Here is a 16,086-nt window from a genome sequence, read left to right as displayed (position 1 = left end):
TTGATTTATGCATTTATTTATTAAATTGACTTTAATAAGGAATGCACATGCAAGTTAAAACAATACAACAGGTTTATGATTGGACCGTTTTATTTCACACCCAAATGGCGGCCAACTTCCATAGTGTAAAAGACTTATTGGATGAACATAATCAAATGCTGGTGGAGTATTATCTCAACTATGAGAAAAAGCTCGCCGAAGATTTGGTTGGCTTTAAAGCCATTACCGAAATAAACACCCTTGATACTTACTGCTATGAATATTTTGCAGACAACCCTAAACTGATCACATTCAGTGACATCAGCACTGATCAGCAAATAGACGAAACAGCCATTCAAGTTTACCTATCAACTCAACATAAAAAGGTGATCGATTTATACGAGTACCTTGTTTCGCGAGCAGAAACCCAAGACACGATTGAAAAGCTTGAGCGCTTACTCGAACTTGAGCATCAAGGCTTAAAGCAAATGATGCAAAGTGCTAATCGTCATAGGGATATGTAATACCATTAATCCGCAATAATACTTAATCATTTTGGGTGATTAAACCAGTTGCTACCTGCGTTAAAAATGTCTGATTTACGACTGCATGGATGCAGAGCAATGCAATGCAAGAGCAATGGCCGAGAACAACTAAATAACGACATTTTAGCCTTGTTATCAACGCGGTTTTATTGCCTCAAAATAGACCACTAATTAAGCAGAGCGGTATCATTAATGAAAATCGAGCAAAAAGCCGACTTTTTTAAGGTATTTTTGTTCTTGCTGTAAATCGGCCAAAAGCAAAGTATGTTCCTTCAGCCACGTGTCGTTGAATTTTAAGAACATGCTATTTTGCTTGGCCGTTACCGTTAACGACACGCCTTGATCTGGTGTGCGTTTTTGATTTAAAAGCACGGCAAGACGCAAAATCACGATCAGCTGTAAAATTTGATGGTGTTGCACTGTGTGTAAAGTGGGAAATTGGTCTAAACGAATCTTTTTACGGTAAAAGCGGATCATACAGCTGAGTAGCGTTTGCTGTTGCTGTGTAAAGCCCGGAAGCTGACTATTTGCCACAATATAAGCACTGTGTTTATGTAAACCAGATGAGTTTATGCCCAGCCCTATTTCATGTAACTGTGCCGCCCAATTAAGTAAATTTAAAAAATCGGGATGGCTGAGCTGCCAAGGTGTTTTAACGTGTTCAAATAACCATTCAGCGGTGCTAGATACGCGGTTTGCGTGTTCTTTATCGATGGTATTGCGATCGCTTAAATTATGAATGGTATTGGTGCGAATATCTTTGTGTGCGAGTTTTTGCTGCATTTCATGCAAGAGCCCTTCACGCAGTGAAAAGTCACTGTATTGCATCGCATCGATGTCGAAAAGCGTAAAGAGTGCAATTAAAATCGCGAGCCCACCACAAATACTCTCTTGTCGCTCAGGTGTTAAACCTTCAATGTGTAAATTTTGAATCTGTTTAGCGGCAATAAATTGCGTTTTAAGCTCATGCAGTCTTTCAAGAGTAATCAGCTCTTGCTCTGCGTCATTTGCATTAATCATTGCCAAAATTGATTTTATTGTACCCGATGTCCCCACGACAGACTGCCAACCTGTGTTGATGTAGTTCGCAAAGATAACTTCAAGCTCTTGCTCTGCGCGTATTTGTGCTTTCGCGAAGCGTTTGGCATTAATTTGTCCATCAGCAAAAAACTGCTTTGTATAGCTGACACACCCCATGTTTCGGCTTGAAAGTAAGCGATGCTTAAAGTGTTTACCGATAATTAATTCGGTGCTTCCACCGCCGATATCAATGACTAAGCGATTATTATCATGATGAATGTAATGCGCGACACCTTGGTATATCAAGCGCGCTTCTTCTTGTCCTGAAATGACTTCAATCGGGTATGGAAAAACGTCACTGGCTTGGGTTAAAAACGAGTGAATGTTTTTGGCACGTCTTAGTGTATACGTGGCGGCAACCTTCACGTTCTCAAGTGGAAAGTCCTGTAATGTGGCTGCAAACTGCTTAAGGATAGCTAAAGCGCGTTCGATTGCCGCTTGGCTCAAATGATTTTTATCATCTAAGCCATCCGCTAAATATACCCGCTGCTTTTCTTTATGGAGTATTTGCAAAGAGCCATCGACTTCTCTTGCGACCACTAAATGAAAACTGTTTGAGCCTAAATCTACTGCAGCAATTGAAGGATAATCATTCATTATTATAGTTACTTTCCCATTTCTTTAAGTGATCGTAGATGGCAATTTGCGAGCGAATTTTCTTGCGATTACCTCGGCGAACATAGTGATTTTTCTGCTCACTGTCGATCAAACGTGCTTTAGTTCGGTCTTTAAACTGTAGCTCAAGAATATCAATAATGAGTTGCTTAAGTTTTGCATCAAAAATAGGAACGGCCACTTCGACACGATGGTCTAAATTTCGGGTCATCCAATCGGCAGAGGAAATATAGACTTTTTCATCACCATTGTTATGGAACACCATCACTCTGGGATGTTCTAAAAATCGGTCAACAATGCTTATGATACGAATATTGTCATGCGCACTGGTGGTTGTAGGGACTAATGAGCACATACCGCGAACGATAATACGTATTTTAACACCGCGTCTTGCAGCAAAATAAAGGTGATCGACAAGCTGCTTATCAACTAAATTATTCACTTTTAAGGTAATACGGCCCTGTTTTCCACGCTCTACGAGGGCGATTTCATCATCAATGAGCGCCATAATTGTTTCGCGCGCATTGACAGGCGAAATCATTAAATGTTCAAAATGAAAAGGTCGGTAGCTACTTTCAATAAATTTGAACACGCTGTCACACTCTTCTGTGATCCCCTCGTGTTTGGTGAATAAGCTAAAGTCGGTATAAATTTTTGCGGTTTTTTCATGGAAATTCCCCGTCCCAATGTGAGCATACTTCACGACGGTGTTTTTTTCTTTACGGTGAATAACGCACAATTTACTGTGCACTTTTAATGCGGGAATACCAAAAATAACTTTAACCCCAGCATTACTAAGCGTTTTCGCCCACTCAATATTATTTTGCTCGTCAAAGCGCGCCTTTAACTCAACCATAACTGTGACATGCTTGCCATTTTTTGCAGCATTAATCAGCGTTGACACTAAGCGCGATTGGCTCGCAACGCGATATATATTTACTTTAATTTGCGTAACATCAGGGTCAAACGCAGCTTGGCGGACAAACTCTAATAAATGATTAAAGGTGTGATAGGGGTAGTAGAGTAAAATATCGTGTGCTGAAATCGCGTCAAACACACTTGAAAACTGATTAAATGCAGCACTTTTTAACGCCACCAATGGTTTATTTTCTAAGTATTGGCGACCCACATTCGGAAAGGCGATAAAGTCTCTAAAATTGCGATAGCGTCCTGCAGGAATAAGCGCATCATGTTGGCTTATATTGAGGCGTTTTTTCATGACACTGAGCATGTCATCGGGCATGCTTTCATCATAAACAAGGCGTACAGGCTCTGCATAAATCCGCTGTTTTAGCCCCTTCGACATTTTATCGAGCAACCCTTCTTCAAGTTCATCATCTAGATTGTACTCAGCATCACGGGTTAATTTAATTGCATAGCACTGAATATCATCAAAACTAAAAAAGCTGCTAAACACATCGCGAATAAAATAAGCGATGATGTCATCCAGCATCACAATGGTTTTATGGCGACGGGTTTTCTCTGGCGGCAAAATAATAAAACGCGGCACTCGGTCGGTAGGGACTTCAAGCATTGCGTAATGGCTTTTTTGCGTACTCATTTCGACAAAAAAGTAGGTCATTGTGTCGTTAATTTGATCGGAGTAGTCTTTTTTCTCTGTGATCAAAATAGGCAAAATATGTTGCAATACACTGTCGTGAAAGAATTTTTCTAGCCAGTTTAAATGAAATTCGCTTAACTTTTCGGGTAATTCAACATGAATATTGTGCTCATTTAAGTCGGCTAAAATATCCTTATGAATTTGATTAAATTTCTTACCCAGTTGCAGTACTTTTTTTTGTATTTGCTGTAACAGTATTTCGTCTTCTTCAAAATTCGCATCAGGCAGTTTGTTAAGTAGAATACGACGCTTAACATCGGCGACACGCACACGGAAAAATTCGTCCATGTTGTTTGAATAAATCCCTAAAAAGCGCATTCGTTCGATGATTGGGTTCGACTTGTCTTTTGCTTCTTGCAGTACGCGCTCATTAAAAGACAGCCAACTAAGCTCTTTGGCAAAGTAAGTGACGGCGTGTGAAGAGGAGTGACTTGCGTTCATCTGTTTTTCCAACGTTTCTGGCTAGTTAGAATATAGAGGATGCAGATGACGGTTATGTGACATACGTGTCACTAATGTGACACGTCGTTAGGTATCAAGGGTTATTTGTGCCCTTATAGTCGTTGATTAAGCATCTTCTATATCAACAATAAGATCGGTGGTAATCGATTCAAGCGCACTGATGACTTCGTCTTTGTTCATCCCCACTGGTAGCGCAACGGTGGCCACCGCGCTAAAAATAGGCACTCCCCAATTTGGCGCACTCTGTTGTTTTGAATTGAGATGCGTAATGTTAGCGCCTTTGTGGCGAATGACACTGGCAAGCTCTTGCACGATGCCTGGTCTATCGTTACCGGTGATCACAAAATTAATTTCTTCAGAAGGCACGTCAGGTAAGGTATCAGTGCCGCGCTCAATTCTTACCTCTAAATGCGGTAAGCTGTGCAGCGCATCTTGCAATTCTTGCAAGTGTTCTTCAGGAACTGCGGCTTCAATAATGCCCGCAAAATGACCCGCTAAATGACTTAAGTTACTGGTTAACCAATTGCCATGATGGCTTAAAATCGTGGCTGAAATGTCTTCGACGAGGCCCGGTTTATCGGGACCTAAAATAGTAATTACTAACTGCTTCATATTTAATTCTCTATAAAAAGCCTCTGAAAAATGCAAAAAAGGAAGGAGGCGTTGGGTTAAGATGATTCTTATTATTGAAAAAAATAAGTCACATTGAGTATTAATGCTGATTTAACGTTTGTCCAATTTTTTCCATAGAGTAATAAAAAATTAGCGATAACAAATTGTTAGCTTAATTCCATTGGCATTCTTAGAGTATTGTTTTTGGTAGTATTTTGGTCATGTTTTAGGGATAAACCCCGTATCTAAAATACCTGTTTTATTACACTGAAATATGACGTTTGTAACAATACTGTCATCTTGGTGAAATATAATGCGCCCAACGTTAAGATTTAAGGGTGTTTTGATGACTTCCAATCCGAATAAACCGACCTTTCATACGGATAGAAGCCGTCTATTTAAAGATCGGTTTGCCAAGTGGGGTATTTCCGCAGGTGGTGTAATGGTGCTTGTCGCGCTGTTACTAATTTTCTTTTACCTTCTTTATGTTGTGCAACCTATTTTTGAATCAGCAAAAGTAGAGACACGTAACAGTGTCAAACTACAAAATGCGTCAGAAATTGTTGGGCTCGGTATTGAAGAACAAACCGAAGTTGCCTTTTTACTAGGCGAAAAAGGCACGGTTGATTTCTACAATGTTGAAAAACAACACTTCGGTAAAAAAATCACCACTCTTAACACTGAGCTCCCCAGTGATGTAAGCAGTTTTGCAAGCTCTGCTCCTTTTCAAGGGCAATACGCTTATGGCCTTGAAAACGGGTCTGTTATGGTTGTGGTGCCGAAGTTTTTGGTCACATTCCCTAACAATGAGCGTCAATTAACGCCTCGTTTAGATTACCCTCTGGGTAAAGTGGCGTTAGAAGTTGATGAGCAAGGCGCTGCCATTAAGAAGTTTGCATTTAGCCATTACGAAGATAAAACCGCGGTGGTTGCGTTAACTGCGGATAAACGTGTTTTATTTAGCAGCTTTTTAGCTGAAGAGAACATGTTCACTGGCGAAGTTGAATGGAGCGTTGAGCGCACAGAGCTTGATATTGATGGCCGTGTTGATGAGTTATTAATGTCGCCAGATACGACGCGCACCTTTATTCGCTCAGCTAACCAAATTTATGTTTACGATACGCGCTATCCGTCTGAAGTAGAGCTTATTCAAGTACTTGCTGCAAACGAAGAAAACGCAAACCTTGTTTCTACGCAATTACTTGCTGGTGCAAACTCATTGATGCTTGCCAATGATAATGGCGAAGTTTCGCAGTGGTTTGAGGTGAATACCGACGAAGGCCGTGAGTTTCAAAAAATTCGCGCGTTTGAAACCAGCAAACAATCAAAGTTAAGTATTTTCACTGAATTCTATCGCCGCACTTTCTTTACTGCGGGTGCCAATGGCGAACTAGGCATTTACTACACCACCAGTGAAGCAAAGCTGTGGCAAGGTAAAGTCAGTGACGGCCCAATTGATAATTTCGCAATTGCGCCGCGTTCAAATGCTGCACTTATTCTTGCTGATGATGCATTGAAAGTGATTGAAATCCATAATGAGCACCCAGAAGTAACGTGGTCTGCATTATGGCAAGAGGTTTGGTACGAAGGTTACCCTGAACCTGCATACATTTGGCAATCAACTTCAGCGAGTGATGATTTTGAGTCTAAATTCTCGTTAGTGCCAATTTCATTCGGTACCATTAAAGCCGCACTATACGCGATGTTATTTGCGGTACCAATTGCCTTATCTGCGGCTATCTACACCGCATATTTCATGTCGAGTGAGCTGCGTAAAGTCGTAAAGCCAACCGTTGAAATTATGGAAGCGTTACCGACCGTTATTTTAGGTTTCTTAGCCGGTCTTTGGTTAGCGCCGTTAATTGAAGAGCATTTACCAGCGATTGTGGGCTTACTGCTGTTACTACCGATTGGTATCTTACTGACTGCATTTGGTTGGAATAAGCTGCCAGCTTCTATTCGTCACCGTGTGCCTGAAGGTTCGCACTCAATCTTATTGATTCCGGTTGTGCTGTTTATTGGTTGGTTGTCATTTGCGATGAGTGGCACAATTGAATCATGGGTATTCGATGGTAATGTTCGTCAGTACCTCACCAATGAATTAGGCATGACATTCGACCAACGTAACTCGCTCGTTGTCGGTATTGCGATGGGCTTTGCGGTTATCCCCACTATTTTCTCGATTGCAGAAGATGCGGTGTTCAGTGTTCCTAAACATTTATCGAATGGTTCACTGGCACTCGGTGCAACACAATGGCAAACACTGGTACGTGTGGTTCTTCTTACTGCAAGCCCAGGTATTTTCTCAGCAGTGATGATGGGTCTTGGCCGTGCAGTGGGTGAAACAATGATTGTACTTATGGCAACAGGTAACACGCCTATTATGGACTGGAGTATTTTCCAAGGTATGCGAACACTTGCAGCGAATATCGCGGTTGAAATGCCAGAGTCAGAAGTAGGCAGCTCGCATTATCGCATTCTATTCTTAGCAGCGTTTGTACTATTCATATTCACATTTATTTTCAACACAGTGGCTGAGTTTGTTCGTCAGCAACTGCGTGATAAATACAGTTCAATGTAGGTGGAGAGACACGACATGGTAAAGCAGTGGTTTAAGTCTGGTTCTCCTTGGATTTGGATGACCGGTGGTGCGGTGAGCATCAGTTTAATCTCAGTTCTTGGTTTGTTAGCCATGATTGCTTGGAAAGGTTTAAGCTTTTTCTGGCCATCAGAAGTTATTCAACTTGAGTTACAAGGCTCAGTTGCAAAACAAACTGTGATTGGTGAAGTTTATGATCGTGAGCTCGTTGCAAAGTCACGTATTGAGGCAACAGGCGTTGATTTATCTCATTACGACAAAGAGCAGTTAGAACGTTTATTAATTAAAACCGGTAACCGTGAATACGTTGATTTAGATTTCCGTTGGGTATTAGAAACCGATATCAAATCACGCACAGCGCCGGCTGAACTTGCCGTATTTGAACGCAGTAAAAATGGTAATTTTTACGGCTATGTTGACCAAGTTATTAAAGACGGCGAAGTTATCACAGAGAACAAAATAGACGTACTCTATGAGCTTGTTGAGCGTGCTGTTGAGTTAAATGACCAAGCACTTGATCTGCAAAATGGCGACATTGGTCACATTAACTACGAACTTGAGCGCTTACGTTTAAAAGAAAAAGCGTATCAGCTTGATAATGAACTTACCGATGAACGTGTTGCAGAGCTGGCAACTGCCCGTGCTGAGCTACGTGAAGAATACTCGGTACTTGAAAAACAACTTTTTGCGCTACGCAAAGAAGCAAAGCGTGACCAAGTAACCGTAAAAGATATGCGCGGTGAGGTTGTTACATTACCACTCTATCAAGTGCTTGATGTGTGGTTCCCAAATGACATGGGGTTCTTTGCTAAGTTAGGTCATTACTTTGTACAGCTAGGTAAGTTTGTGTCAGACGATCCGCGCGAAGCAAACACCGAAGGGGGTGTATTCCCTGCGATTTTCGGTACTGTGTTCATGGTATTACTGATGGCCGTTATTGTGACACCATTTGGTGTGGTTGCGGCAATTTACTTGCACGAATATGCAGCCAAAAATGCTGTCACGAAGATGATTCGCATCGCCGTTATCAACCTTGCGGGTGTACCGTCTATTGTTTACGGTGTATTTGGTCTGGGTTTCTTCGTTTACATGTTGGGTGGCAGTATTGACCAATTATTTTACCCTGAATCATCGCCAAGCCCCGTTTTTGGTACGCCAGGTGTGATATGGTCGGCATTGACCCTTGCGATTTTAACCTTACCTGTGGTTATCGTTTCAACAGAAGAAGGTTTATCACGTATTCCAAGTACTGTTCGCCACGGTTCATTAGCACTGGGTGCGACAAAAGCTGAAACCTTATGGCGTATTATTATTCCAATGGCCAGCCCAGCGATTATGACTGGATTAATTTTAGCGGTTGCACGTGCCGCGGGCGAGGTTGCGCCACTTATGTTAGTGGGTGTGGTTAAAATGGCGCCTACATTGCCACTAGACGGCAACTTCCCATATGTACATTTAGATAGAAAATTTATGCACTTAGGTTTCCACATTTATGATGTTGGTTTCCAAAGCCCGAACGTAGAAGCGGCGCGTCCGCTGGTATATGCCACGGCATTCTTACTGGTTTCAGTAATTATCGCCCTGAATATCACCGCGATTGGTATTCGTAACCATTTACGCGAAAAGTTTAGAGCTCTAGAGCATTAATACAGAATTTTTATAGGTAGACAGAGATGATTACAGTTGCACCACACGTAAACCAAGCGAAAAGCGCGGCAAAACTAGACTTAGAGAATCTAACCGCAGAGCAAACTGCGTTAGAGATTAAAGATTTAGATCTATACTACGGTGATAAACAAGCGCTTAGCGGCGTAAATATGAAGATTCCCAAAGGTCAGGTAACAGCGTTTATCGGCCCATCGGGGTGTGGTAAATCGACGCTGCTTCGTTGTATTAACCGTATGAATGATCTAGTTGATAGCTGTCGTATCACTGGTGAAATTTTACTACATGGTCATAACATCTACGATAAAAGTGTCGATGTTGCCGCACTGCGTCGTAATGTTGGTATGGTATTCCAACGTCCGAATCCATTTCCAAAATCAATCTACGAAAATGTTGTTTATGGCCTACGCTTACAAGGAATTAAAGAAAAGCGTAAATTAGACGAAGTCGTTGAGCAATCTTTACGTGGTGCTGCATTGTGGGATGAAGTAAAAGATCGTCTTCACGATAGTGCATTTGGCCTATCAGGTGGTCAGCAGCAACGTCTTGTGATTGCGCGATCAATTGCGATTGAGCCAGAAGTGCTCTTGTTAGATGAGCCAACATCGGCACTCGATCCAATTTCTACATTAGTTATTGAAGAGCTCATTAACGACTTAAAGAATAAGTTTACCGTGGTTATTGTTACTCATAACATGCAACAAGCCGCGCGTGTATCAGACCAAACAGCGTTTATGTACATGGGCGAATTGATAGAGTATTCAGATACCAACACCTTATTTACGACACCAAGTAAAAAGAAAACAGAAGATTACATCACTGGCCGCTACGGCTAGTCGAATAAAACACTTGGTAACGTAAACGAATTTTATAGAGGTAGACAATGGAACATAATATTAATAAGCATATTTCAGGTCGCTTTAATGAAGAGCTTGAAAATGTTCGTAACCATGTACTTAGCATGGGTGGCTTAGTTGAGCAGCAGTTAAATAGTGCGCTTGATGCGGTCAGTAAAGGTGATGCAGAATTGGCGCAAAAAGTCCGTGAAAACGACTACAAAGTAAACGCCATGGAAGTCAATATTGACGAAGAATGCACACGCATTATTGCACGTCGTCAGCCTGCTGCCAGTGATTTACGTTTAGTTATTGCGATTGCGAAAACAATCGCCGACTTAGAGCGCATTGGTGACGAAGCAGAGCGCATTGCAAAAGTGGCGCTTGATTCATTTACCAAAGACCAACAAGATCTTCTTGTTAATATTGAAAATATGGGTCGCCAAGTGTCGAAGATGCTTCATGATGTACTTGATGCATTTGCCCGTATGGATGTGCAATGTGCCTTCGAAGTTCATAAAGAAGATGCAAAAGTTGACCGTGAATATGAAGCAATTACGCGTCAAATTATGACATATATGATGGAAGATCCACGCTCAATCCCTAAAATTATGGATTTAGTGTGGTCAGTTCGTTCACTTGAGCGTATTGGCGACCGTTGTCAGAATATCGCAGAATACATTATCTATTTTGTGAACGGTAAAGATATTCGTCATACATCTCAAGCAGATATCGAAAAGTCGCTGTAAATTTTTAAGCACTTTTCATTTTTAAACCGAGCGGCTTTAGGCCGCTTTGTCTATTATTGGTGATGTCAGGCAGAAAAAGCGTTCAAAATCGTACACAATGCTGTAAAATTCGAACCTGCCAAAGCATACTAATTTATAAAGGGTCAGTTATGCCTACAAATGCATTTTTAGGGGTTTTTGCTAAATCTCCTATTAAGCCTATGGAAGATCACATTAAGAAAGTACATCAAGCAAGCAAAGCCTTGATCCCTTTCTTTAATCACGTTTTTAAAGAAGAATGGAAAGAAGCGGAGGAAATCCGTCTAAACATTCGTAATTTAGAACGTGAAGCGGATGACATGAAACGTAACATTCGCCTTCAACTACCGCGCGGCTTATTTATGCCAGTTGAGCGTACCGATTTGTTAGAGCTTGTTACCCAACAAGACAAAATTGCGAATAAAGCAAAAGACATTGCAGGTCGTGTAATTGGTCGAGAAATGACGATTCCGGTAGAAATTCAAGAAGATTTTCTTGCTTATGTAACACGTTGTGTTGATGCGACAAAACAAGCATCAAAAGCAATTAACGAGTTAGATGAGCTACTTGAAACGGGCTTCAAAGGTCGCGAAGTGACTTTAGTAGAAAAAATGCTCGTTGAATTGGATGCAATCGAACAAGACACGGATGACATGCAAATCAAAATACGCCGTCAATTGCGCGCCGTTGAAAATGAACTAAACCCAATTGATGTGATGTTCTTGTACAAGATCATTGAGTGGGTCGGCGATCTAGCTGATATTGCAGAGCGCGTAGGTTCTCGTCTTGAGCTGATGTTAGCTCGTTAATTTAAAATCAGTTCAAATACGAAAAATTAAAGGTTTCACACAATGGATATCATTGCAAATTACGGCACTTTTTTAGTTTTAATTGCCGCAGCAGTCGGTTTCTTCATGGCTTATGGTATTGGTGCAAATGACGTTGCCAATGCGATGGGTACATCAGTAGGTTCAAAAGCACTTACTATCAAACAAGCAATTATTATTGCGATGGTGTTTGAATTCGCAGGTGCTTACCTTGCCGGTGGTGAGGTTACATCAACTATTCGTAAAGGAATTATCGACGCCACGCCATTTATTGATATACCTGAGCTTATGATCTTAGGCATGATTGCCGCGTTATTTGCTGCAGGTAGCTGGCTATTAATCGCCTCTTTCCTTGGCTGGCCGGTATCGACTACTCACTCAATTATCGGTGCGATTATTGGTTTTGCTTTAGTGGCTGTTGGCAGCGAAGCAATCCAATGGAATAAAGTACTGGGCATTGTGGGGAGTTGGATTGTAACACCTGCAATTTCGGGCTTTATTGCTTACCTTATCTTTATGAGTGCGCAAAAGCTTATTTTTGATACCGATGCTCCACTTAAAAACGCTAAGCGCTTTGTCCCTGTGTATATGGGTCTAGCGGGCTTCATTATGTCTTTAGTTACGATTAAGAAAGGCTTGAAGCACATTGGTATTAATCTAGGCGCTGTTGAGGGTTACGCACTTTCTATCGCGATCGCTGTCGTGGTTGGTATTATTGGTAAGTTTGCTATTTCACGCTTAAAAATTGATCCTAAAGCTGACAAGAAAATGCAATTTAATAACGTTGAAAAAGTGTTCGCGGTATTAATGGTATTAACAGCTTGTTGTATGGCATTCGCCCATGGTTCGAACGATGTTGCAAACGCGATTGGTCCACTAGCTGCTGTTGTAAACATTGTTGAGCACAACGGTGAAATTGCTAAGAAAGCCGCTATCGCATGGTGGATTCTACCACTGGGTGGTTTGGGTATTGTTGCTGGTCTTGCTATTTTAGGTAAGAAAGTAATCAAAACAATCGGTGAAGGTATTACTCACTTAACGCCTAGCCGTGGTTTCGCTGCTGAGCTTGCTGCTGCATCAACGGTTGTTATTGCATCAGGCACGGGTTTACCAATCTCTACAACACAAACGCTTGTAGGTGCTGTATTAGGTGTTGGTATGGCACGTGGTATCGCAGCGCTTAACATGGGTGTTGTAAGAAACATTGTAGTTTCTTGGGTAATTACATTGCCAGTTGGCGCAGCCCTTGCTATTGTTATTTTCTACGTACTGAGAACAGCCTTCGGCGTTTAAAAAGTACTAACAGACTTTTAGCTTGAAAAGATCTCAATGCCCTAGGTATTGGGGTCTTTTTATTTGCAGGTAGTAAAAAAGAGTATGAATAACTTACCCAGTATTAAACAACTACAATATTTACTCGCCGTTCATCAGCACCAACACTTTGGTCGTGCCGCAAGTGCCTGCTTTATTGGTCAGTCCACGTTAAGCAGTGCGATTCAAAATTTAGAAGAAACCTTAGGTTGTCAGCTTATCGAGCGTGAAAATCGCAGCTTAATGTTTACTGCCATTGGGGAAGAGGTCGTAGAGAAAGCACGTAAAATAATAGACGATACGCTAAGTTTGAAAGAACTCACCAAAAGCTTTTTAACCCCGTTAAGTGGTAAGTTAACCTTAGGCGTAATCCCTACCATCGCCAGCTTTATCGCGGCGCCGTTGTATCACTTTTGCAAGCAAACATTTACCGAGCTTGAGTTAGTACTTGTTGAAGATACCAGTGAAAAGTTACTGGATAAGCTTGAACACGGGCAAATTGATATCGCGTTGCTTGCGTTGCCGTTCGATACCGAAAAGTTTCACACCCAAGTGCTCGCTAAAGACCACTTTAGCTTAGTTCACCATAAAGATTATATGCCAGCGAAAGGTGTCGAAGACTTTAACTTGTTGCCCGATGCCAGTGTGTTTTTGCTAGAGCGAGAGCACTGTATGACAGGTCATGCCTTAAGTGCTTGCCATTTAAATCGCTCAAGTTGCATTAACCCGTTTGAAGCGGCCAGCTTACATACGTTACTGAGCATGGTTGAGCATCAACTGGGCGTTACTTTTTTACCGCAAATGGCGATTAACGCCGGCATTCTAGAGAAAAAAGACATGGTGGCAACGCCATCACAAAGCGACGCATACCGAGATATTGGTATTGTGTGGCGTAAAACCACCGGGCGAATCCGCGATTTTAGGCTGTTTAGTCAACAGTTAGAGCTGTTTCTTGCCAAGCAATGCAGCTTACATACCCAATCAGCAGAATAAATTGCAGCCCCAAATAAAAATTTGGGGTTTTTTATTATTAAAGCAAACTATTTTTTTCCTTCCCTCGACTAACTTTATACATTACCCCTTTTTACGATAGATAAATAACATGACGAGGCTACCGTGTTTTTTCAATCACTCGACACATTAATTGCCAAGGCGCAACAAGGCAATAAACGGGCATGGTTGAAATTAGTGAAGCAACATGAAACGCAGGTCTATAACTATTGTTTGCGAATGTTGAGTCACCCTGATGATGCAATGGACTTAATGCAAGAAGTGTTTATTTCTGTGTATAAGAGTTTGCCTAGCTTTCGGGGAGATTGCAGCTTTAATACTTGGCTTTACCAAATCGTGCATAGACGAAGTGTTGAGTATTATCGTCGCTGTAAGCACCACCAAAGCCTAGATGCTTTACCCGAAGAAGCCTGTGAGCGTAGTGAAATAGAAGCGAATCAACAGCAATCTCAACAGCATAATGAGCTTAAAAGTATGATGAACAATTTGCCGTGGGAGCAGCGTTTGGTTGTAGAGTTAAAGTTTTTTCAGCATTGCACATTTGAGGAAATTGCAGAGCAGTTAGGTATTTCAACTAATACTGCTAAATCAAGATTATACAGTGCGTTAGGTAAGTTAAAAGTGCATTTGGAGGCAGTAGATGGCTAATTTAGAGTCGTTATTTACAGCATGGCTAGAAGGTGAAAGTTTAACGGAAGAGCAAATTAGGTTGCTCGAAAGTAATCCTGACTATGCCTTGATGATGGAAAATGCGACAAAGTGGCAGCAGCATAGTCTTAACTATCAACCGTTACCAGTACCTGACTGGGATCGTGGTTCTTGTATGTCACAAACGCAAAAGCAGGCTGTGTATTTTGGTTCTGGTTTATGGGCGATGGCTGCGTCTATCGCATTGTGTGCCTGGTTATTAATAACCAGCCCAGAACAAACAGATTCACAGTTGCTTGAGCAAGTGGCTAAGCAAACTCGTTTATTAGAGTCACAACAAAAACAAATAGATCAATTGCAAAACATGCTGACAGCACAAAATGACATACAGCAACAGCATATGTATCAGCTAGCGAAAGAAGCGATTAAAACGGGTCGTGTAGAGCGACAAGAAGATATTGCCAGTGTGCTTGCTTATATCAAAACGCAGCGCGCCCAAGACCAAGCATACTTGCGTATGCAATTGAATGATTTAGCAGAGCAAGTGGATGGCCGACCCATGCCAACCGTTGCCAACAACGTGGAGTATTAAAATGCCAAAGAACATGATAGCCAGTGCGGTGTTATTGCTATGTGGTGTAGCAACAGTGAACCCTGTGTTTGCACAAAGTAGTGATGAGTTAGATAAAATTCAACGTGAAGTGGGAATTATGGAAAAAATTCTTACGGCTGCTTTAAAGCAAGATACGGATAACAAAGTGAGCAACGTGTCAGCAAGTTATTTACAGCACCAAGGTGTGGTGTTTAGTTTTGACGTGCGGGGGTCGCGATGGTCAACTATTTTTGCATCGGTGCCTGATGCTCCTTTGCCACCTATGCCAGATATTGATTTTGACGAAATAAGCGACATTGAGATTCTTGGTGACCATGTGCAGGTGATAAGCGACGCTGTGGTCGTTAAAACGCAAGAAGCGTATCAGCACGCGATGGAAATGATGCGTGAAAGTGCAGAGCAAGTCCGTGAAGTGGCTGAGCAAGAGCGTGATATTAGCCGTGAAATTCGTGATCTTGAACGCGAAAAACGTGATATTGAATTTGAGCGTCGTCATGATAAGGAAGCTGAAAATCAAGCACTTGAGCAACGTAAAAAAGAGTTACAAGCCTCTATTAAAGAGCTTGAAAAAGAGCAACAAACGCTGTCATTGAAGCAGCAAAGGTTACGCAAACAACTTGCAGAGAAAAAGCAAGCGCGCGCAAAAGAGCAGCAGCAGCAAATGATGGCTCTAACAAACAGTGTAAATAACAGTATTGCATTATCGTTGTGTGATTATGGCAGTGGTTTACGAAGCTTACCCGATAATGAGCACGTCAGTGTTGTTATTCGCGGACTCGATCAGAGTAAAAAGGATCACATTAAAGTGTTTAAAAAAGCAGATATTAAACAGTGTGTAGTGGGGAATATTAAATCGTCGCAACTACTCGAACGTGCATCAAGCTATGTGTTTTAA

The 16,086-nt window shown here is 41.6% G+C and carries 14 protein-coding genes; 11 read left to right on the top strand and 3 right to left on the bottom strand.

Annotated features, from left to right (window positions below; genetic code table 11):
• Positions 1–47 precede the first annotated feature (47 nt).
• On the top strand, positions 48–503 hold the full coding sequence (locus GZH31_RS14940) for a hypothetical protein (protein ID WP_180311194.1): 456 nt from the start codon (positions 48–50) through the stop codon (positions 501–503).
• A gap of 210 nt (positions 504–713) precedes the next feature.
• On the opposite strand, the gene ppx is transcribed toward GZH31_RS14940, so the two are convergent.
• From ppx to GZH31_RS14925, 3 genes are all read right to left on the bottom strand, one after another.
• Positions 714–2,201 carry an exopolyphosphatase gene (gene ppx / locus GZH31_RS14935; protein WP_036973318.1) on the bottom strand — a complete coding sequence of 496 codons (1,488 nt, stop codon included), beginning with the start codon at positions 2,199–2,201 and terminating at the stop codon, positions 714–716.
• Positions 2,194–4,281: a polyphosphate kinase 1 gene (gene ppk1, locus GZH31_RS14930; protein ID WP_065979567.1), complete on the bottom strand. Its 2,088-nt coding sequence runs from the start codon at positions 4,279–4,281 to the stop codon at positions 2,194–2,196. Before ppk1 ends, ppx begins: the two co-directional genes overlap by 8 nt.
• Before the next feature lie 126 nt (positions 4,282–4,407).
• The gene (locus tag GZH31_RS14925) at positions 4,408–4,914 is read right to left on the bottom strand and encodes a glycine cleavage system protein R (RefSeq protein ID WP_036973316.1); all 507 of its coding nucleotides are present in this window, start codon (positions 4,912–4,914) and stop codon (positions 4,408–4,410) included.
• Positions 4,915–5,260: 346 nt separating this feature from the next.
• Between GZH31_RS14925 and GZH31_RS14920 the strand changes: the two genes are divergently transcribed.
• From GZH31_RS14920 to GZH31_RS14875, 10 genes are all read left to right on the top strand, one after another.
• Positions 5,261–7,495, top strand: coding sequence for an ABC transporter permease subunit (locus GZH31_RS14920; RefSeq protein ID WP_065979566.1), 2,235 nt, complete (start codon positions 5,261–5,263; stop codon positions 7,493–7,495).
• A gap of 15 nt (positions 7,496–7,510) precedes the next feature.
• Positions 7,511–9,160, top strand: a complete 1,650-nt coding sequence (pstA, locus tag GZH31_RS14915; protein ID WP_180311193.1) for a phosphate ABC transporter permease PstA — start codon at positions 7,511–7,513, stop codon at positions 9,158–9,160.
• Positions 9,161–9,186: 26 nt separating this feature from the next.
• Entirely contained in the window at positions 9,187–10,014 is an 828-nt protein-coding gene (gene pstB / locus GZH31_RS14910; protein ID WP_036973314.1) for a phosphate ABC transporter ATP-binding protein PstB, read from the top strand.
• A gap of 47 nt (positions 10,015–10,061) precedes the next feature.
• Complete coding sequence (gene phoU, locus GZH31_RS14905; protein WP_036973313.1) at positions 10,062–10,763, top strand: phosphate signaling complex protein PhoU; 702 nt, start codon at positions 10,062–10,064, stop codon at positions 10,761–10,763.
• Positions 10,764–10,912: 149 nt separating this feature from the next.
• Positions 10,913–11,590: a TIGR00153 family protein gene (locus GZH31_RS14900; RefSeq protein WP_036973312.1), complete on the top strand. Its 678-nt coding sequence runs from the start codon at positions 10,913–10,915 to the stop codon at positions 11,588–11,590.
• 42 nt (positions 11,591–11,632) lie between these two features.
• The gene (locus GZH31_RS14895; RefSeq protein ID WP_036973311.1) at positions 11,633–12,901 is read left to right on the top strand and encodes an inorganic phosphate transporter; all 1,269 of its coding nucleotides are present in this window, start codon (positions 11,633–11,635) and stop codon (positions 12,899–12,901) included.
• An 84-nt stretch (positions 12,902–12,985) separates the two neighbouring features.
• Positions 12,986–13,912, top strand: coding sequence for a hydrogen peroxide-inducible genes activator (locus GZH31_RS14890; protein ID WP_036973310.1), 927 nt, complete (start codon positions 12,986–12,988; stop codon positions 13,910–13,912).
• Between the two features lie 123 nt (positions 13,913–14,035).
• Entirely contained in the window at positions 14,036–14,578 is a 543-nt protein-coding gene (locus tag GZH31_RS14885) for an RNA polymerase sigma factor (RefSeq protein WP_180311192.1), read from the top strand.
• On the top strand, positions 14,571–15,170 hold the full coding sequence (locus GZH31_RS14880) for a hypothetical protein (protein ID WP_180311191.1): 600 nt from the start codon (positions 14,571–14,573) through the stop codon (positions 15,168–15,170). Before GZH31_RS14885 ends, GZH31_RS14880 begins: the two co-directional genes overlap by 8 nt.
• Positions 15,127–16,086: a hypothetical protein gene (locus GZH31_RS14875; protein ID WP_180311190.1), complete on the top strand. Its 960-nt coding sequence runs from the start codon at positions 15,127–15,129 to the stop codon at positions 16,084–16,086. The genes GZH31_RS14880 and GZH31_RS14875 overlap by 44 nt, the downstream gene beginning before the upstream one ends.

The sequence above is a fragment of the Pseudoalteromonas sp. JSTW genome (assembly GCF_013423925.1).
Classification (GTDB): Bacteria; Pseudomonadota; Gammaproteobacteria; order Enterobacterales; family Alteromonadaceae; genus Pseudoalteromonas; species Pseudoalteromonas lipolytica.
The sequence above is the reverse complement of the archived record's forward strand: the minus strand, read 5'-3'. Positions and strand labels throughout refer to the sequence as shown.